We start from the raw sequence: 17,679 nt of genomic DNA, 5'->3' as shown, positions 1-17,679 counted from the left end.
GCGTCATGGATGATTCGTTTGCCCTGAACCAAGCCAACTGGAACGAGCGCGCCGCCTTGCATGCGGCGTCGCCCGATTACCAAGTTCAGCTGTTTATCGCCTCGCCCGCGCATTTATCCGAAGTCGTGCGCTTTGATCTGCCGCGCCTCGGCGATATCCGTGGCCTGCGCGCGGTGCACCTGCAGTGCCATATTGGCACCGACACCCTGTCGCTGGCCCGTCTGGGTGCGCAGATGAGCGGTCTGGATTTCTCTGCAGCCTCGTTGGAGCAAGCCCGTCTACTGGCGAGCAGCTGCGGTGAGCAGATCGAATTTGTCGAAGCCTCTGTGTACGACGCGGCCAAGGCGCTCGGCGCGCATTCGTTTGACCTGGTTTATACGGGCATCGGCGCGCTGAACTGGCTACCGCAGATCGATGACTGGGCGCGCAATGTCGCCGCCCTACTCAAGCCCGGCGGACGGCTGTTTCTGCGTGAAGCCCACCCCGTGCTGATGGCGCTCGACGAAGACTGCGAGGACACCCTGCAGATTGCCCACCCCTACTTCGAACACAGCCAACCAACCGTCTGGGATGACGAGCACACCTACGTAGAAACCGACACCCTGCTGACCGCCACCACCACCCACGAATGGAACCACGGCCTGGGCGAAATCATCACCGCGCTGCTGCGCCACGGCATGCGCCTGACGGCCCTGGAAGAGCACACCAGCCTGCCCTGGGAAGCCCTGCCGGGCCAGATGAGCCTGGGCGAGGATGGTGAGTGGCGGCTGGATAACCAGCCGGAAAGGCTGCCGTTGAGCTATACGCTGCAGGCGGTCAAGGTCGGCTAACCTGCAGGTGGACAACAGCGACTGTCCACCTGCAACGCCCAATTACCCCGCCAGCACCTTATCCAACGCCTGCTCCAACGTCGCTACGGTGCGTTCGATATTGCCAAGCTTATCCAGCCCAAACAGGCCCAGTCGGAAGGTCTGGAAGTCTGCTGGTTCATCACACTGCAGCGGCACGCCGGCAGCAATCTGCAGGCCCTGGGCGGCGAATTTGCTGCCGTTCTTGATGCTCGCGTCGGTGGTGTAGCACACCACTACTCCAGGGGCCTCGAAGCCTTCGGCGGCCACGCTTTTAAAGCCTTTGCTGGCCAGTAATGCGCGCACGCGATCACCGAGCTCCTGCTGCTGGCTGCGCACGGTGGCAAAGCCGATGGCTTCGGCCTCGCGCATGGCATCGCGAAAGCGCGCCAGTGCATCGCTGGGCATGGTCGCGTGGTAAGCGTGGCCACCCTGCTCGTAGGCCTGCATGATCTGCAGCCATTTTTTCAGGTCACAGGCAAAGCTGGTGCTTTGAGTGGCTTCGACGCGGGCCTGGGCGGCTTCACTGAGCATCACCAGGGCGCAGCAGGGAGAGGCGCTCCAGCCTTTTTGCGGGGCGCTGATCAGCACATCGATACCGCAGGCCTGCATATCCACCCAGAGGGTGCCGGAGGCGATGCAATCGAGCACAAACAGGCCGCCGACCGCATGTACAGCATCCGCCACGGCGCGCAGGTAGCCGTCTGGCAGGATCATCCCGGACGAGGTTTCCACGTGCGGGGCAAATACCACCTGGGGCTTTTCAGCGGCAATCACCGCCAGCACATCGACCAGCCGTGGCGGCATAAATGCGGCCTGACTGCCCTCGGCAACCGGACGCGCCTTGAGCACAATCGCTTCCGAGGGGATCTGGCCCATCTCGAAAATCTGCGTCCAGCGGTAGCTGAACCAGCCATTGCGTAGTACCAGGCACTTCTGCCCGGTGGCCAGCTGACGCGCTACAGCCTCCATGCCATAGGTGCCGCTACCGGGCACGATAGCCATGGCATGGGCGTTGTAGACCTGCTTCAGGGTGCTGGAAATATCCGTCATCACGCCCTGAAACGACTGCGACATATGGTTGAGGGAGCGGTCGGTGTAAACCACCGAGTATTCGATCAGGCCGTCGGGATCGATGCTGGGGTAGAGGTCAGACATAAGGGGCTCCAGTCAGAAATTCACCTCACGACCCTGCCCGAAGCCGGGGCAAATGACAAGGCGAACGCCGCCTCGGCTAGAATGCACACCCTTCGTTCCTGCCCGACACCGCCATGACCAATCGCACCCAACATCCAGCCCCTCACGTTGCCATTATCGGCGGCGGCCCTGCCGGGCTGATGGCGGCCGAAGTGCTGGCCCAGGGTGGTGTGCAGGTCGATCTTTATGACGGCATGCCTTCGGTGGGACGCAAGTTCCTGCTGGCCGGGGTCGGTGGTATGAATATCACCCATTCCGAAGCCAAGCCGGCTTTTGTCGCTCGTTATGGCACGCGCCAGACAGAAGTGGCCGAGCTGCTAGATGCGCTCGATGCCGACGCCTTGCGCGCCTGGATTCACGACCTGGGTATCGACACCTTTGTCGGCACTTCGGGGCGGGTATTCCCCACCGATATGAAAGCCGCACCGCTGCTGCGCGCCTGGCTCAAGCGTCTGCGTGAACTGGGTGTGCAGATCCACACCCGCCACCGCTGGCTGGGCTGGAATAACGAGGGAGCGCTGCGGATTGCCTCGCCCGCTGGCGAACAAGCCGTGACTACCGACGCCACGCTGCTAGCCCTGGGTGGCGCCAGTTGGGCACGACTAGGCTCAGACGGCGCCTGGGTCAGCCTGCTGCAAGACCGTGGTGTGAGTATCGCGCCCTTGCAAGCAAGCAACTGCGGCTTCGATGTCAGCGCCTGGAGCCCGTTTCTGCGGGACAAGTTCGCCGGCGCACCGCTTAAGAACGTCAGCCTTAACCTGGCCAGCGAAACGCCGCGTCTGGGTGAATTTGTGCTGACCGCCAGCGGTATCGAAGGCAGCCTGGTCTACGCCCTGTCGGCGGATATTCGCGAGACGATCAACCAGCACGGCAGCGCTACCCTGCACCTCGATCTGCTGCCGCAAACGCCGCTGGCTAAATTGCAGACAGCCCTGAGCAAACCGCGCGGTTCGCAGTCCATGGCTAAACACCTGCATCGCCAGGCGGGGATCGACGGGGTCAAAGCTGCTCTGCTGCGGGAACTGGCCAGTGCTGCAGCCTTCAATGATCCCGTGCTGCTGGCCAATGCAATCAAGGCCCTGCCGATCACCCTGGTGCGTCCGCGGCCATTGGATGAAGCCATCAGCACAGCCGGCGGCGTACCGTTTGAGCAATTGAATGGCCAACTGATGCTCAAGGCGCTGCCTGGCACCTTCTGCGCCGGGGAAATGCTTGACTGGGAAGCGCCCACCGGCGGCTACCTGCTGACCGCCTGCTTTGCCAGCGGCCGCCGCGCCGCCCAAGCCATGCTCAACTGGCTGCCGCACACCAGATAAGCCCACACGCCGGGCCTCAAGCGGCTATGCTTGGGAAAACCGTCACAGAGCGGTGTTCTTCCACGCGCACAGGTACTCTCCAGCCGTGATTCCACTAGTGGTCTGCGACGACTCGAACATGGCGCGCAAGCAGTTGATCCGCGCCCTGCCGCCTGAATGGCCAGTGACCATCAGCCAGGCCACCAATGGCCAGGAAGCCTTGACCGCGCTGCGTCAGGGGCTGGGCCAGGTGATGCTGCTGGACCTGACCATGCCCGTGCTGGACGGTTATGAAACCCTAGCGGCCATGCGCGCTGAGGGCCTCGCCTGCAAGGTCGTGGTGGTGTCCGGCGACGTGCAGGATGAAGCCGTACGCCGGGTCAAGGAACTCGGTGCACTGGCCTTTATCAAGAAGCCGGCTGACCCCGACACCCTGCGTAACACCCTGCTCGAACTGGGCCTGTTCGACCCCAAAGCCACCCCGACTGCGCTTGCTCAGGCCGCCGTGCTGGATGAGTTGAAGGTCAACTTCCGCGACGCTCTGCGCGAAGTGACCAACGTCGCCATGGGACGCGCCGCCGCGTTACTGGCCAAGGTGTTGCACGTTTTTGTGCAATTGCCGGTGCCCCAGGTGAATATCTTCGAGGTCAGTGAGCTGCACATGACCCTCACCGACGCCATGCGTGGCGAGCGCCTGAGCGCGGTGTGCCAGGGCTTTATTGGTGATGGCATCGCCGGTGAAGCACTGCTGCTGTTCCATGACTCAGAAGTCGCCGACATGGCGAAGCTGCTGGGCTGGCAGCCGAAAGACGACACCCAGACCTCGGAAATGCTGCTGGACCTGGCCAGCATCCTCACCGGCGCCTGCCTGGCCGGGATCGCCGAACAGATCGACGTGCGCTTCTCCCAGGGGCATCCACAGCTGCTGGGCCAGCATTCCTCCATCGAGCGGCTGATTCACCTCAACCAGCGGCGCTGGCGCAAAACCCTGGCCATTGAAGTGAGCTACAGCCTGGAAGCCCACAACATTCACTTTGATCTGTTGCTGCTGTTTACCGAAGACTCGATCAAGCGCCTGACCAACAAACTCAACTACCTGATGAGTTAAGCCATGCCAGCACAGATAGACATCAAAGAGGTTCACTGGCTGCTCGATATCGTGCAATGCATTGACGTTGGCGTGATCGTGCTCGACCGCCAATACCGGGTTGAGGTGTGGAACAGCTTTATGGAAAACCACTCTGGCATGGGCCCGGACGAGGTGCACGGCAAAACCCTGTTCAGCCTGTTCAGTGAAATAGACGAAGCCTGGCTGCGGCGCAAGGTGGATACCGTCGTAGCGCTGGGCACCCGCGCCTTCAGCCTATGGGAACAGCACCCCTACCTGATGCACTTCAAGAACTACCAGCCGATTACCGGCCAGGAAGATTTCATGTACCAGAACGTCACCCTGCTGCCACTGGGCGGTTCGGGCAACGCGGTGGAACATATCTGCGTGGTGATCTACGACATGACTGCCGCGGCCACCCATAAGAAACAACTGGAAGCAGCGCAGGCCAATCGCTAAGCGATTTACCCGCGAGCGGCGCATACGGGCAAAAGACGCCCCCGGATTGCATCCGGGATGCGGCTGAGATTACTTAACAAACTTACCGGGCTTACCCGGTTTACCGCCAAAGCTCGGCACCTTGCGTACAGCCTTGACCGCCGGCGCAGCCGGTTCATCGGTCTCCATCCAGCGGCCCAGGCTGCCGCCTTTACCGCCGCCGACCACTTTCGGCTTCTTGGCTTTTTTCGGCTTTTTCACCACATGGCCGCCGGGCAGGGTCTGCGGCACGCGGTGGTCGGGGATAAAGTCTGGTTCGTCGATGCGCTGCAGCACTTGCTGGGTCAGGGTTTCGATGGCCGAGAGCAGCTGCACTTCATCAGCGCAGACCAGCGACACCGCCTGACCGGTGGTGCCGGCACGCCCGGTACGGCCGATACGGTGCACATAGTCTTCGGCGACGATGGGCAGGTCAAAGTTGACCACCAGCGGCATGTCATCGATATCCAGGCCACGGGCTGCCACATCGGTGGCCACCAGCACCTTGACCTCGCCGTCCTTGAAGCGCTGCAGGGCACGCTGGCGAGTGGCCTGGGGTTTGTCGCCGTGAATCGAGTCGGCGCTGATGCCGTGGCGTTGCAGCTCGGCTTCCAGCTCATCAACACCCTTACGGGTTTTCACAAACACCAGAGCCTGGCTCCAGCGCTTGGCCTGATACAGATGCAGAAACAGCTCGCTCTTGCGCTTCTTGTCCACCGGAATCAGCCACTGCTTGACCGACTTGGCGGCGGCGTTACGCGGGCTGACCTCAATGCTCAACGGATCATTGAGCATCTCCCCGGCCATGCTGCGGATCGCTTCAGAGAAGGTCGCGGAGAACAGCAGGGTCTGGCGCTTTTTAGGCAGCGCACGGAAAACACTTTCGAGCTCGTTGGCAAACCCCAGATCGAGCATGCGGTCGGCTTCATCCAGCACCAGGGTTTGCACCTGATTGAACTTCACCGCGTTCTGCCGGAACAGGTCGAGCAAGCGGCCTGGGGTGGCCACCAGCACGTCCACGCCTTTGCGCAGCTTCATCATCTGCGGGTTGATGCTGACCCCGCCATACACCGCGTAACTGCGCAGCGGCAGGTGCTGGCCGTAGGTGATAAAGCTCTGCAGCACCTGCTCGGCCAGCTCACGGGTCGGCACCAGCACCAACGCACGCACCGAATTACTGGCCACCTGCGGCCCTTCCATCATCAGCCGTTGCAGCACCGGCAAGGCAAAGCCTGCGGTCTTGCCGGTGCCAGTCTGCGCGGCGGCCATCAGGTCGCGGCCTTGCAGAACCGGCACGATGGCCTGCGCCTGCACGGCCGTGGGGGTTTTGTAATCGAGGCTGTCGAGGGTGCGTAGCAGAGGCTCGATCAGGCCGAGGGAGGCAAACGTCATAGGGCTAACCGCTGAAATAAGTCGATGGCGCAGAGTTTATCCTGCTTGGGCGCAGACGGCCTGGCTGTCTTCACCGGGCCATCAACTACAAAGCCCGGAATGATCCGGGCTTTAAGGTACGAGCGTACGCGTGTTGAGTTAAGGCTTGTGCGGCCGCGCGAGAAACTCGTGGGATTGCATTTCCAGCAGACGACTCAGCGTGCGCTGGAACTCGAAGGTAAGACGACCGCCAGTGTAGAGGTCTTTCAGCTCCACCTCGGCAGAGATGATCAGCTTGACGTTGCGGTCGTAGAACTCGTCCACCAGGTTGATAAAGCGCCGGGCCATATCGTCCTTCGCGGTGCTCATCTGCTCGACATTGGCCAGCAGCACCGCATGGAAGATTTTACCCAGTTCGATGTAGTCGTTCTGGCTACGCGGGCCATCGCACAGCTCACGGAAGTCGAACCAGGCCACGTCATCGCCGACCTTGCGCGCCACGATCGCGCGGCTCTCGATCATCAGCGGCTCGTTTTCCTGCACCTCGCAGTGCTCGGGCAACAGGCTGACAAAGCTCTTCTGCAAGCTTTCCTCGGCGGCAGCGTCCAGCGGCCAGTGGAACAGCTCGGCTTGCTCCAACGCACGCAGACGATAGTCGATACCGCTGTCGACGTTGACGATCTCGGTGTGCTGCTTGAGCAGGGCGATGGCCGGCAGGAAGCGCGCGCGCTGCAAGCCGTCCTTGTACAGGCCATCCGGCACGATATTAGAGGTAGCAACCAAGCTCACACCGTTCTTGAACAGCTCTTCCAGCAGAGTGGCGAGGATCATCGCGTCGGTAATATCACTGACAAAGAATTCGTCGAAGCAGATCACCCGTGCCTCATCGGCGAACCGTTTGCCGATAATGGTCAGCGGGTTCTTCTCGCCCTTGAGGGTGCGCATTTCTTCATGCACGCGCTTCATAAAGCGGTGGAAGTGCGTGCGCACCTTGCGCTCGAACGGCAGCGCATCAAAAAAGGTGTCGACCAGGTAGGTTTTGCCACGACCCACGCCACCCCAGAAGTACAGGCCCTTGACCGGCCCCTGCGGTTTTTTGCCGAACAGCTTGCCGAAGACGCCGGCGCTGCCCTTGTCGGCAGCGATCAGATCGTCATACAGGCGCTGCAAGTGACGCACCGCAGTTTCCTGGGCAGCGTCATGAAAGAAATCAGGGCGTTTAAGGTCAGCCTGGTAGCGTTCTAGGGGGGTCATAAATTCGTTAGCCGGGCAAGTAAAACGGGGGCGTCACTTTAGCGACGCCCCCGTTGATTGGCAATCGGCCAGCATGGCTGCTGGACGGAAATCCGATTAATGCACCGCCCTGCGCGTTACTCAGCGGGTGCTAGCGCCTCACGCACACGCTGAATCGCCGCCTGACAGGCACTGCTGTCGGCGAATGTAGGGCTTTGCGCCACGCACTCATCGTCCAACCAGACACCAAAACCGCCGTTCTGCTCGCGCACATCCAATGCTTCACCGGATTGCAGACGCTTATTAGCCATGCCTGCCGCTTTACCATCGGCAAACGATTTGGACAGCAGCAACTGCTCGCCAGCGGCATCCAGCAGGCGGAAGCGGAAGCTACCGTCATCGTCGCGGAAGCTGACAAAGCGCGCGCTCTTGCCGGCTTTTTTCTTCTCACCCGCCGTATTGACGGCTTGGCTGCGGAACGAGCGCAGGCCCACTGCCTCGCGCAGCTCACCGAGAAACGGTGTAGCAGTCTTGCGCGCCTTGGCGGCACCAGCCAGGAGGATGTCTTCCAGATCGGCCGGTTTGCTGATCAGCGCATGGTAACGCTCGCGCGCCTCGCCCAGCTCGGCCTCCAGCAAGTTGCACAGCGCCTGCTTGGCTTCGCCCCAGGCCATTCCGCCTTCCAGCGCAGCACGGAAGTCCGCCTGCTGAGTGGGTGCGGCAAAGGCTTGATAGAGGGTGAACAGGTGCGAGCTGTCCGGATCTTTGGGTTCACCCGGCAGTTTGGAGTCAGTCACGACACGTGCAACGGCATCCTTGAGCTGCTTGGCACTGCCGAACAACGGAATAGTGTTGTCGTAGCTCTTGCTCATCTTGCGCCCATCGAGGCCTGGCAAGGTCGCTACGTCTTCCTCGATCACCGCTTCGGGCAGGGTGAACAGTTCCTTGCCATTGCCAAACAGATGATTGAAGCGCTGACCGATATCGCGGGCCATTTCCACGTGCTGGATCTGATCGCGCCCCACTGGCACCTTGTGCGCATTGAACATCAGAATGTCCGCAGCCATCAGTACCGGGTAACTGAACAGGCCCATGGTGATACCGGCATCCGGGTCTTCGCCTTGCTCGACGTTTTTGTCCACCGAGGCCTTATAAGCGTGCGCGCGATTAAGCAGGCCCTTGCCGGAAACGCAGGTGAGCAACCAGCACAGCTCAGGAATCTCGGGGATATCCGACTGGCGGTAGAAAGTTGCCTTGTCGGTATCCAGCCCCAACGCCAGCCAGGTTGCAGCGATTTCCAGACGCGAACGCTGGATACGCGCCGGCTCATCGCACTTGATCAGCGCGTGGTAGTCGGCCAGGAAGTAGAACGAATCTGCATCAGCGGCGCGGCTAGCAACGATGGCCGGGCGAATCGCGCCCGCGTAGTTGCCGAGGTGCGGCGTGCCGGTGGTGGTGATGCCGGTAAGGATACGAGTGGTCATGTTCAGGTTCGCTTTACTTGAGCCATCTTATGATCTCGCGAGCTAGAGCCTGGCTAGGCCCTACGTTAGTAACAGCCTACGGCTGGTCAAAACGGCGAGAAAGCGGAGTTTACTGGTGTAAATGAGCATTCCGAGACGCCGCGTCCCGGCCTGTTTTTAACAACGCCAGGCCGACGCGCAGCAGATCAGAGACGCGGCAGCAGCAGATCTTTGAGATCAGTAAGCTTGCCGTGAAAAAAGTGGCCGCATTCTGCCACTTTCAGCAGCTCATGGGCACGCCCGAGTGCGGCCGACCACTGGTAAACCACCTGCGGATCGATCACTTCGTCGTCTTCGGGCTGAATCAGGATCAGCGGACAGTTGATGGCTGGGGGCGTTTCTTCGCTCAGGCGCTGCACCGCCGGCGCCACCATAAACAGCTTGTCGAGCGTCACACCCTTGGCTTCCAGGCGTGCACCGAGCGCAGCGGCTACAAAGCCACCAAAGGAAAAACCCAGCAGGGTCACGGGTAATTCGGGATGCTGCGCACGCAGCCAATTGGCCACGGCCTCGGCATCATCCACCTCACCGCTGGCCATATCGTGGCTGCCCGCGCTGGCGCCGACGCCACGGTAATTGAAACGCAACGTTGCCAGGCCACAGTCACGGGCCGTGCGTTGCAGGGTGGAGACCACCTTATTCAGCATGGTGCCGCCTTGTACCGGATTGGGGTGGCAGATCAGCGCCACGCCACGGGCATCGGGGGTATCCAGCCACAGGGCTTCAAGTTGGCCGCTGGGGCCGGCAATCATCAGAGGGGTTTCGCGGGTGAGCAACAGGGAACTCCGTGACCTCGCAGTGGGTCGACTCGTCTAGCTGACAGCCTGCGCCATACACACACCACCGCAAACGTTTCGGCATTGCATTGCGGTATACAGCACAGGTTCGAGCCGTTAACGTAAAGCAAAGCCGTTTAGAGAGGAAGGACTCGTGGAACAGACGCTCACCGCCTGGTTGCTACCCGCCATTACCCTGGTAGCTGGTATTGCCATTGGCTTCCTGATTGCCCGCCTGGCACCCAATGCCGCCCCTAGCCGCACCCAGCGTCAGCTGGATGAAATTCAAGAACGCTTCGACACCTACCAAAGCGAGGTGGTGACTCATTTCAACACCACCGCCAACCTGGTGAAAAAGCTCAGCCAAACTCAACTGGACGTGCAACAGCACCTGTCAGACGGGGCCAATCGCCTGGCACTCGACGAGCTGACTCGCCAGCGCCTACTCGCTACCCTGCACGCCGATGACAGCAGTGAAAAGCGCGAGCGTATCAAGGCACCGGTCCATCATGAAATGCCAAAGGACTACGCGCCGAAAAGCGCCGATGTGCCAGGCATGCTCGATGAAAGCTACGGTTTGAAGAACAAGTAAACGCCGCTGACTCGGTCGTTTCGGCGACCGAATAGGCAATAAAAAGCCCCGTACTAGACGGGGCTTTTTAATGTGCAGCAGATTTAGATGGCGCCGCGCTCACGCAGCAGAGCCAACACCTGCTTGACGCCCTCTTCCACCGACAGCGACTGCGTATCGATCACCAGATCGGCATTCAGCGGCACGTCATAGGGGAAGGATTCACCCGGGATATTGTCACCACCCGCCGCGTACAAGCCCTGCGGATCACGCTCAGCGCATACCTGCGGAGACGCCTGCACATAGACAGTGATCAGGCGCTCTGCACCGATCAATGCTTTGGCCTGCTCGCGGCCTTCGGCGTCCGGCGCCACGAAGGCGGCCAGGGTCAGCAAGCCGGCCTCGTTAAACTGACGCGCCACGTGCGCGGCACGGCGCCAGTTCTCGGTACGCCCGGCACGATGCTGCGGCAGACCTTTGTTCAGGTCATGGCGCAGATTCTGGCCGTCCAGCACATAAACCGCGCGACCCATGTCGAACAGCTTGCGCTCTACGGCGTAGGCCAAGGTGCTCTTGCCCGCGCCGGACAGGCCGCTGAACAGCACGGTGGCCGGCTGCTGGCCGAAGCGCGTGGCACGCTCTTCGGTGGACACGTGCGCCAGCTTGCCATGATGGCCACCCGCGCAAGCCTCAACCGGCTCAGCGATGATCATGCCAGCACCCACGGTGCCGTTGGTCAGGCGGTCGATGACGATAAAGGAGCCGGTGGTGCGGTTCTGCGCATAGCCATCGAGGGCAATCGGTGCGTCGAGGGCGATCTTGACCTTGCCGATCTCGTTGAGCTGCAGGCTGCTCGCCGGTCCTTCTTCCAGAGTGTTCACATCGACGCGGTGGGCGATGCCGGCAATCGAGCACGGCACGTAGCTGGTGGCGCGCTTGATGTCGTACTTCTTGCCCGGCAGCATCGGCTCTTCAGCCATCCACACCAGCATGGCATCGAAGCTGTCGACCACCTGCGGACGGTTGTCGGCATGCACCAGCATGTCGCCACGGGAGACGTCGATTTCGTCTTCCAGGGTGATGGTGATCGCCTGACCCGGACCGGCCTGTTCCAGTTCACCCTCAAAGGTGACGATGGATTTGACCTTGCTGCCCTTGCCCGACGGCAGCGCGATGACTTCGTCGCCCTTGCGCACAATGCCGCTGGCCAGGGTGCCGGCGAAGCCACGGAAGTTCAGGTTCGGCCGGTTGACGTACTGCACCGGGAAACGCAGGTCGTCGAAATTGCGATCACCGGCGACTTCCACGGTTTCGAGGATTTCCATCAGCGACTGGCCGGTGTACCAGGGCGACTGCTCGCTCTTGTTGACCACGTTGTCGCCTTTCAGCGCCGACATCGGCACGAAATGCAACGAGGTGGGTTTGAGCGCGATGCCTTCGGCGAACTTCAGGTAATCAGCCTTGATCTGCTCGAACACACCCTGATCAAAGCCCTTGAGGTCCATCTTGTTGATGGCCACAACGATGTGCTTGATGCCCAGCAGACTGGTGATAAAGCTGTGACGCTTGGTCTGGGTCTGCACACCGTAGCGCGCGTCGATCAGGATGATCGCCAGGTCGCAGGTGGAGGCGCCAGTGGCCATGTTGCGGGTGTACTGCTCATGGCCGGGGGTGTCGGCAATGATGAACTTGCGTTTGGCGGTACTGAAATAGCGGTAGGCCACGTCGATGGTGATGCCCTGCTCGCGCTCGGCCTGCAGGCCGTCGACCAGCAGTGCCAGGTCGATGTCATCACCGGTGGTGCCGACTTTCTTGGAGTCCTTGCTGATGGCTTCCAGATGATCTTCGTAGATCATCTTCGAGTCGTGCAGCAGGCGGCCGATCAGGGTGCTCTTGCCGTCGTCGACGTTGCCGCAGGTGAGGAAGCGCAGCAGCTCTTTACGCTCGTGCTGGGCCAGGTAAGCGAGGATGTCTTCGCTGATCAGATCGGATTGGTGCGACATCTTAAAAATACCCCTGACGTTTTTTCTCTTCCATCGAACCTGCAGCATCGTGATCGATAACGCGACCCTGACGCTCGGACGTACGGGTCAGGAGCATTTCCTGGATGATGTCGGTCAGGCTGGTGGCGGTGGACTCCACCGCGCCGGTCAGCGGGTAGCAGCCGAGGGTACGGAAACGCACCATCTTCTTGGTGATGCGGGCTTTCTCTTCGTCCGAGAGGTGCTCGAGGATGCGATCGTCGTCGATCATGATCAACGTGCCGTTCTTCTCGATCACTTCACGCTCAGCAGCGAAGTACAGCGGCACGATCGGGATCTGCTCCAGGTAGATGTACTGCCAGATGTCCAGCTCGGTCCAGTTGGACAGCGGGAACACGCGGATCGACTCGCCCTTCTTGACCTTGCCGTTGTACACATTCCACAGCTCGGGACGCTGATTCTTCGGGTCCCAGCGGTGCTTGCTGTCGCGGAAGGAATACACGCGCTCCTTGGCGCGGGATTTCTCTTCGTCGCGGCGCGCGCCACCGAAGGCGGCATCGAAGCCGTACTTGTCCAGCGCCTGCTTGAGGCCCTCGGTCTTCATCACGTCGGTGTGCTTGGCACTGCCGTAAGTGAAGGGGTTCATGTCCTGCGCCACGCCATCGGGGTTGATGTGGGTGATCAGGTCCAGGCCGTACTCGTTGACCATCTTCTCGCGGAAGCTGTACATCTCCTGAAACTTCCAGCGCGTGTCGACGTGCATCACCGGGAACGGCAACTTCCCTGGAAAGAACGCCTTGCGTGCCAGGTGCAGCATCACGGCGGAGTCTTTACCGATGGAATAGAGCATCACCGGGTTGTCGAATTCGGCGGCCACTTCACGAATGATGTGGATACTTTCCGCCTCCAGCTGTTTCAGGTGGGTCAGTTTATCGAGCATGGCTACTCACGAAATGCGATGTGTTTGGGCCGGCGGGCCGTGGACGAGGGCGCACTCTAGCACAGCACCCACTTCTAATCAGGGGCCCAGTTAGATCGAAACGATCTAGCTTTATACCTGCCGGGAAGGCGGTAATTGCACCTCAGATTGGGTTTGGGCAATCAATAAACAGATGCTCAATAGCAAAGCGCCGCGCCAGATAATCACCCAGCGCCTGCACACCGTAACGCTCGGTGGCGTGATGGCCGGCGGCGATAAAGCTGATGCCATTTTCCCGGGCGCTGTGGAAGGTCTGCTCGGAGGCTTCACCGGTTAGGTACAGATCAACCCCAGCGGCAATCGCCTGATCGATATACCCCTGACCGCCGCCGGTGCACCAAGCGACTCGACGAATCATCTCGTTGCCTTCTACCAGCAGGGGTTCGCGGCCAAGCACCTGATGCACATGGCGGGCGAAATCGCGCGGGCTCATGGCCTCGGCTAGCGAGCCGAGCAGGCCAACCGTGCGCGGATTTTCCGGCTCCAGCGGGCCTTCCACGGTAATACCCAGCTGAGCGGCCAGCTGCACGTTGTTGCCAACATCGGGGTGCACATCCAGTGGCAGGTGATAGGCCAGCAGGCTGATGTCGTTGGCCAGCAGGGTCTGCAGACGGCGGCGCTTCATCCCGGTGATACAAGGGTTTTCGCCCTTCCAGAAGTAACCGTGATGCACCAGCAGCACATCAGCATCGGCTTCAACGGCGGCCTCGATCAGCGCCTGACTGGCGGTCACGCCGCTGACGATACGCCGCACCTGCGGCCGGCCCTCGACCTGCAGGCCATTGGGACAGTAATCACTGATGCGCGCGGCATTCAGGTAGCGGTCGGCTTCGTCCACCAGGGTCGCCAGAGCAATGGCCATAGGGTTTCCTTATCAACAGGTGTGCGGGCGCTGCTTTATTCGCAGCCACCTCTCTATAATGGCGCACCTTAAGGGGCGCATCCGCCCCCGGCAACCCTCAGGATTGGATCGATGTTCAAGGCCCTGCGTTTCCTCGGCTGGCCCCTGCTGGTCGGCGTGCTGTCGGCACTGCTGATCATGCAATATTTCCCCCAGTGGGTCGGCTTGCCGGGGCAGGACGTGCACGTGCGCCAGGCGCCGTTCTACAGCCGCATGCAGGAAGGTCCAGTGTCCTATGCCGACGCGGTGAACCTGGCCTCGCCGGCCGTCGCCAACCTGTACACCACCAAGTTCGTCAACAAACCTGCGCATCCATTGTTCGAGGACCCGCAGTTTCGCAAGTTCTTCGGCGATAACCTACCCAAGCAGCGGCGCATGGAGTCGAGCCTCGGCTCGGCAGTAATCATGAGCCCGGAAGGCTACTTGCTGACCAACAACCATGTGGTCGCGGGCGCTGATCAGATCGTCGTGGCCCTGAAAGATGGGCGTGAAACCCTGGCTCGCATCATTGGCAGCGACCCGGAAACTGACCTCGCGGTGCTGAAAATCGACCTGCAGGATCTGCCGTTTATCACCCTCGGTCGCTCCGACAATATCCGCATTGGCGACGTCAGCCTGGCCATCGGCAACCCGTTCGGCGTTGGCCAAACCGTGACCATGGGCATCATCAGCGCCACCGGGCGCAACCAGCTGGGCCTCAACACCTACGAAGACTTTATCCAGACCGACGCAGCGATCAACCCAGGCAACTCCGGCGGCGCCCTGGTGGATGCCTACGGCAACCTGGTGGGTATCAATACCGCAATTTTCTCCAAATCCGGCGGCTCACAAGGCATCGGCTTTGCCATCCCGGTGAAACTGGCGATGGATGTGATGCAGGCGATCATCGAACACGGCCAGGTGATTCGCGGCTGGCTAGGCATCGAAGTACAACCGTTGACCCCAGAGCTGGCGGAATCCTTCGGAATGGACGGTCGCCCCGGGATCGTCGTGGCCGGTATTTACCGCGACGGCCCCGCGCAGAAAGCCGGCCTGCAGCCAGGCGACCTGATCCTCAGCATCGATGGTGAAGCCGCCGGCGATGGCCGCCGCTCGATGAACCAGGTGGCGCGTGCCAAGCCGGGTGAGAAGATCAGCATCGACATCCTGCGCAACGGCAAGCCCCTGAAACTGACCGCTGAGATCGGTGTAAGACCGCCCGTCAACGGCAGCTAACCCTCATCCTTTTTAACTTTGCGCAACGCAAGCGATAACTCCTCTCAATTTTAATGTTATGTTATTACATTAAATACAACAGAAGGATGTCTCCCCTTGCGCGCCGCCCACGCCTTACTCGCCAGCCTGCTGCTTCCCAGCACCTTTGCTGCAGCAGCAGAAAACCCCGTTGAGCTCTCTGCCACCACCGTCACCGCCCGCCAGGAACGCGCAGATGGCCCGGTTCAGGGTTACCGCGCCACCCGTTCGGCCAGCGCGACGCGTACCGATACGCCGATTGCCCAGATTGCTCAGAGCATCAATGTGGTACCCGCACAGGTGCTCGATGATCTGGGTACCTCGCGCATAGACCGCGCTCTGGACTTTGCTGGCGGCGTGTCTAGGCAAAACAACTTCGGCGGCCTGACCTTCCTCAATTACAGCGTGCGCGGCTTCACCACCGGCGAGCTGTACAAGAACGGCTTCGCCATCAATCGTGGCAGCTACAGTTCGCCGGACGCCTCCGGCATTGAGCGCATCGAAGTACTCAAAGGCCCGGCTGCCAGCCTGTATGGCCGTGGCGACCCCGGCGGCATGATCAATATCGTCAGCAAGAAACCCCAGACCGAAGCTTTCAGCCAGCTCAAGGCCAGCGCCGGCAGCTGGGACCGTTATCGCAGCAGCCTGGACGTCAACACCCCACTGAATGACGACGCCACCCTGCTGTCGCGAATCAACTTGGCGGTCGAGGACAACCAGAGCTTTCGTGACCATGTCGGCAGCGAACGGCAGATCGTCAGTCCGTCGCTGAGTTGGCAGCTGAACCCCGACACCCTGCTGCTGATCGAGAGCGAATTCACCCGCACCGAGTCGGTGTTCGACCGTGGTATCCCGGCGGTGAACAACCGCATGGGCGCGGTGAAAGACTCCACGTTTATGGGCGAACCGAACGACGGCAGCATCCGCAACGACAACCAGATGCTGCAGGTCAGCCTTGAGCATTACCTCAATGACAGCTGGAAGCTGCGCCTGGCCAACCACTACGCCCAAGGTCGCCTGCAAGGCAATAGCTCCGAGCCGTCACGCCTGATTAGCGACACCCTGACGCGTTTCTATCGCCAGCGCAGCTTCGAATGGAACGACAGCATCACCCAAGCCGAACTGCATGGCAGCTTCAACCTCGGCAGCTGGCAGCACCAGACCCTCGCCGGGCTGGAGTACGAGAACTACCGCAATAGCCAAAAGTACCCGCAAAGCGCGACCACACTGGGCTACGGCCAGAACATCTACCAACCGCAGTACGGCCAGGCCAAGCCGGCCATCGTCAATCCCAACGATTTCTTTGAGCACACCGAGAGCTTTGCCCTCAACCTGCAGGATCAGATCAGCTTCAGCGAACGCCTGAGTGGCCTGATCGGCGCGCGCTTCGAGCGCTTCGAACAGACCGCGCTGAACCGCAGCACCCGGGTCAGCAATGAGCAGAACAAGGATGTCGCCACCGCGCGCACAGGGCTGCTCTATCAGCTGACGCCGCAAATCGGGGTGTTCGCCAACGCCTCCACCTCGTTCAAGCCCAACAGCATCAGCAGCCAGGGCACGGTGTTCAAACCGGAGAAGGGCCTGGGCTATGAAACCGGGCTGAAGCTCGACCTGCTCGACAGCCGCCTGGGCGCGACCATCGCGCTGTTTCATATCGACAAGGAAAACGTGCTGACCGCCGACCCGGCCAACCCCGGCGACAGCATCGCGGCCGGCAAAGCGCGCAGCCAGGGCCTGGATATGCAGTTCAGCGGCCAGCTCAGCGATGCCGTGCGCATCATTGGCGCCTACGCCTTTATCGATGCCGAAGTCACCGAAGACAACAGCCTGCCGGTCGGCAGCAAGCTGCTCGGCGTCGCCCGCCACAGCGGTAGCCTGCTGACCGTCTACCAGTTTCAGGAAGGCCGTCTGCGCGGCTCGGATATCGGCGCCGCACTCAACTATGTAGGGGATCGCTCGGGGCAAGCCGGCAGCGACTTCGAATTGCCGGCCTACAGCACCGTCGACCTGCTCGCGCGCTACCAGGCCAATGAAGACCTGAGCATCGGCCTGAACCTCAACAACCTGTTCGACCGCGAGTACTACGAGCGCGCCTACAACAACGTCTGGGTCATGCCTGGCGATCCGCGCAACCTCAGCCTCAGCCTGACCCTCAATCTCTGACCCACCACTCAAGGAACCCCAG

Annotated in this window: 15 protein-coding genes; 7 read left to right on the top strand and 8 right to left on the bottom strand. The window is 61.0% G+C overall.

Annotated elements, in window-relative coordinates:
• Positions 1 to 5: 5 nt before the first annotated feature.
• The gene (locus HCI85_RS19860; protein WP_167147471.1) at positions 6 to 830 is read left to right on the top strand and encodes a class I SAM-dependent methyltransferase; all 825 of its coding nucleotides are present in this window, start codon (positions 6 to 8) and stop codon (positions 828 to 830) included.
• A 42-nt stretch (positions 831 to 872) separates the two neighbouring features.
• On the opposite strand, the gene HCI85_RS19855 is transcribed toward HCI85_RS19860, so the two are convergent.
• Positions 873 to 2,006 (bottom strand): aminotransferase class V-fold PLP-dependent enzyme, encoded by a 1,134-nt coding sequence (locus HCI85_RS19855; RefSeq protein WP_167147469.1) that lies wholly within the window; start codon positions 2,004 to 2,006, stop codon positions 873 to 875.
• 113 nt (positions 2,007 to 2,119) lie between these two features.
• On the opposite strand from HCI85_RS19855, the gene HCI85_RS19850 reads away from it, so the two are divergent.
• The 3 genes from HCI85_RS19850 to HCI85_RS19840 all read left to right on the top strand — a co-directional run bounded on the left by HCI85_RS19850 (position 2,120) and on the right by HCI85_RS19840 (position 4,907).
• Positions 2,120 to 3,361 carry a TIGR03862 family flavoprotein gene (locus HCI85_RS19850; RefSeq protein ID WP_167147467.1) on the top strand — a complete coding sequence of 414 codons (1,242 nt, stop codon included), beginning with the start codon at positions 2,120 to 2,122 and terminating at the stop codon, positions 3,359 to 3,361.
• A gap of 85 nt (positions 3,362 to 3,446) precedes the next feature.
• Positions 3,447 to 4,448 (top strand): response regulator, encoded by a 1,002-nt coding sequence (locus tag HCI85_RS19845; protein WP_090255453.1) that lies wholly within the window; start codon positions 3,447 to 3,449, stop codon positions 4,446 to 4,448.
• Between the two features lie 3 nt (positions 4,449 to 4,451).
• Positions 4,452 to 4,907, top strand: coding sequence for a PAS domain-containing protein (locus tag HCI85_RS19840; RefSeq protein ID WP_090255456.1), 456 nt, complete (start codon positions 4,452 to 4,454; stop codon positions 4,905 to 4,907).
• A gap of 69 nt (positions 4,908 to 4,976) precedes the next feature.
• Here HCI85_RS19840 and HCI85_RS19835 read toward each other — a convergent pair whose 3' ends face one another.
• From HCI85_RS19835 to HCI85_RS19820, 4 genes are all read right to left on the bottom strand, one after another.
• Entirely contained in the window at positions 4,977 to 6,317 is a 1,341-nt protein-coding gene (locus tag HCI85_RS19835) for a DEAD/DEAH box helicase (RefSeq protein ID WP_167147465.1), read from the bottom strand.
• A gap of 138 nt (positions 6,318 to 6,455) precedes the next feature.
• Entirely contained in the window at positions 6,456 to 7,550 is a 1,095-nt protein-coding gene (zapE, locus tag HCI85_RS19830) for a cell division protein ZapE (protein ID WP_167147462.1), read from the bottom strand.
• A 116-nt stretch (positions 7,551 to 7,666) separates the two neighbouring features.
• A complete protein-coding gene (locus tag HCI85_RS19825) occupies positions 7,667 to 9,013 on the bottom strand; it encodes a tryptophan--tRNA ligase (protein WP_167147457.1) in 1,347 nt (448 codons plus the stop codon).
• Positions 9,014 to 9,198: 185 nt separating this feature from the next.
• Positions 9,199 to 9,804: an alpha/beta hydrolase gene (locus tag HCI85_RS19820; RefSeq protein ID WP_167147905.1), complete on the bottom strand. Its 606-nt coding sequence runs from the start codon at positions 9,802 to 9,804 to the stop codon at positions 9,199 to 9,201.
• 178 nt (positions 9,805 to 9,982) lie between these two features.
• Here HCI85_RS19820 and HCI85_RS19815 point away from each other — a divergent pair, with 178 nt between their 5' ends.
• Positions 9,983 to 10,420 (top strand): YhcB family protein, encoded by a 438-nt coding sequence (locus HCI85_RS19815; protein ID WP_167147454.1) that lies wholly within the window; start codon positions 9,983 to 9,985, stop codon positions 10,418 to 10,420.
• 83 nt (positions 10,421 to 10,503) lie between these two features.
• Here HCI85_RS19815 and cysN read toward each other — a convergent pair whose 3' ends face one another.
• From cysN to HCI85_RS19800, 3 genes are all read right to left on the bottom strand, one after another.
• Positions 10,504 to 12,402 (bottom strand): sulfate adenylyltransferase subunit CysN, encoded by a 1,899-nt coding sequence (cysN, locus tag HCI85_RS19810; protein ID WP_167147451.1) that lies wholly within the window; start codon positions 12,400 to 12,402, stop codon positions 10,504 to 10,506.
• A gap of 1 nt (position 12,403) precedes the next feature.
• Positions 12,404 to 13,321 (bottom strand): sulfate adenylyltransferase subunit CysD, encoded by a 918-nt coding sequence (cysD, locus tag HCI85_RS19805; RefSeq protein ID WP_167147447.1) that lies wholly within the window; start codon positions 13,319 to 13,321, stop codon positions 12,404 to 12,406.
• A 142-nt stretch (positions 13,322 to 13,463) separates the two neighbouring features.
• Complete coding sequence (locus HCI85_RS19800) at positions 13,464 to 14,222, bottom strand: Nif3-like dinuclear metal center hexameric protein (protein ID WP_167147443.1); 759 nt, start codon at positions 14,220 to 14,222, stop codon at positions 13,464 to 13,466.
• 111 nt (positions 14,223 to 14,333) lie between these two features.
• On the opposite strand from HCI85_RS19800, the gene algW reads away from it, so the two are divergent.
• On the top strand, positions 14,334 to 15,476 hold the full coding sequence (gene algW / locus HCI85_RS19795) for a Do family serine endopeptidase AlgW (protein ID WP_090255473.1): 1,143 nt from the start codon (positions 14,334 to 14,336) through the stop codon (positions 15,474 to 15,476).
• 96 nt (positions 15,477 to 15,572) lie between these two features.
• Positions 15,573 to 17,657, top strand: a complete 2,085-nt coding sequence (locus tag HCI85_RS19790) for a TonB-dependent siderophore receptor (RefSeq protein WP_167147439.1) — start codon at positions 15,573 to 15,575, stop codon at positions 17,655 to 17,657.
• Positions 17,658 to 17,679: the final 22 nt, after the last annotated feature.

The organism is Pseudomonas sp. OTU750018 (assembly GCF_011636575.1).
GTDB classification, from domain to species: Bacteria; Pseudomonadota; Gammaproteobacteria; order Pseudomonadales; family Pseudomonadaceae; genus Aquipseudomonas; species Aquipseudomonas peli.
The sequence above is the reverse complement of the archived record's forward strand: the minus strand, read 5'-3'. Positions and strand labels throughout refer to the sequence as shown.

Coding starts and splice junctions, on each gene's coding strand:
- HCI85_RS19860 (WP_167147471.1), top strand. CDS start 6: ATGGATGATTCGTTTGCCCTGAACCAAGCCAACTGGAACGAGCGCGCC.
- HCI85_RS19855 (WP_167147469.1), bottom strand. CDS start 2,006: ATGTCTGACCTCTACCCCAGCATCGATCCCGACGGCCTGATCGAATAC.
- HCI85_RS19850 (WP_167147467.1), top strand. CDS start 2,120: ATGACCAATCGCACCCAACATCCAGCCCCTCACGTTGCCATTATCGGC.
- HCI85_RS19840 (WP_090255456.1), top strand. CDS start 4,452: ATGCCAGCACAGATAGACATCAAAGAGGTTCACTGGCTGCTCGATATC.
- HCI85_RS19835 (WP_167147465.1), bottom strand. CDS start 6,317: ATGACGTTTGCCTCCCTCGGCCTGATCGAGCCTCTGCTACGCACCCTC.
- zapE (WP_167147462.1), bottom strand. CDS start 7,550: ATGACCCCCCTAGAACGCTACCAGGCTGACCTTAAACGCCCTGATTTC.
- HCI85_RS19825 (WP_167147457.1), bottom strand. CDS start 9,013: ATGACCACTCGTATCCTTACCGGCATCACCACCACCGGCACGCCGCAC.
- HCI85_RS19820 (WP_167147905.1), bottom strand. CDS start 9,804: ATGATTGCCGGCCCCAGCGGCCAACTTGAAGCCCTGTGGCTGGATACC.
- cysN (WP_167147451.1), bottom strand. CDS start 12,402: ATGTCGCACCAATCCGATCTGATCAGCGAAGACATCCTCGCTTACCTG.
- cysD (WP_167147447.1), bottom strand. CDS start 13,321: ATGCTCGATAAACTGACCCACCTGAAACAGCTGGAGGCGGAAAGTATC.
- HCI85_RS19800 (WP_167147443.1), bottom strand. CDS start 14,222: ATGGCCATTGCTCTGGCGACCCTGGTGGACGAAGCCGACCGCTACCTG.
- algW (WP_090255473.1), top strand. CDS start 14,334: ATGTTCAAGGCCCTGCGTTTCCTCGGCTGGCCCCTGCTGGTCGGCGTG.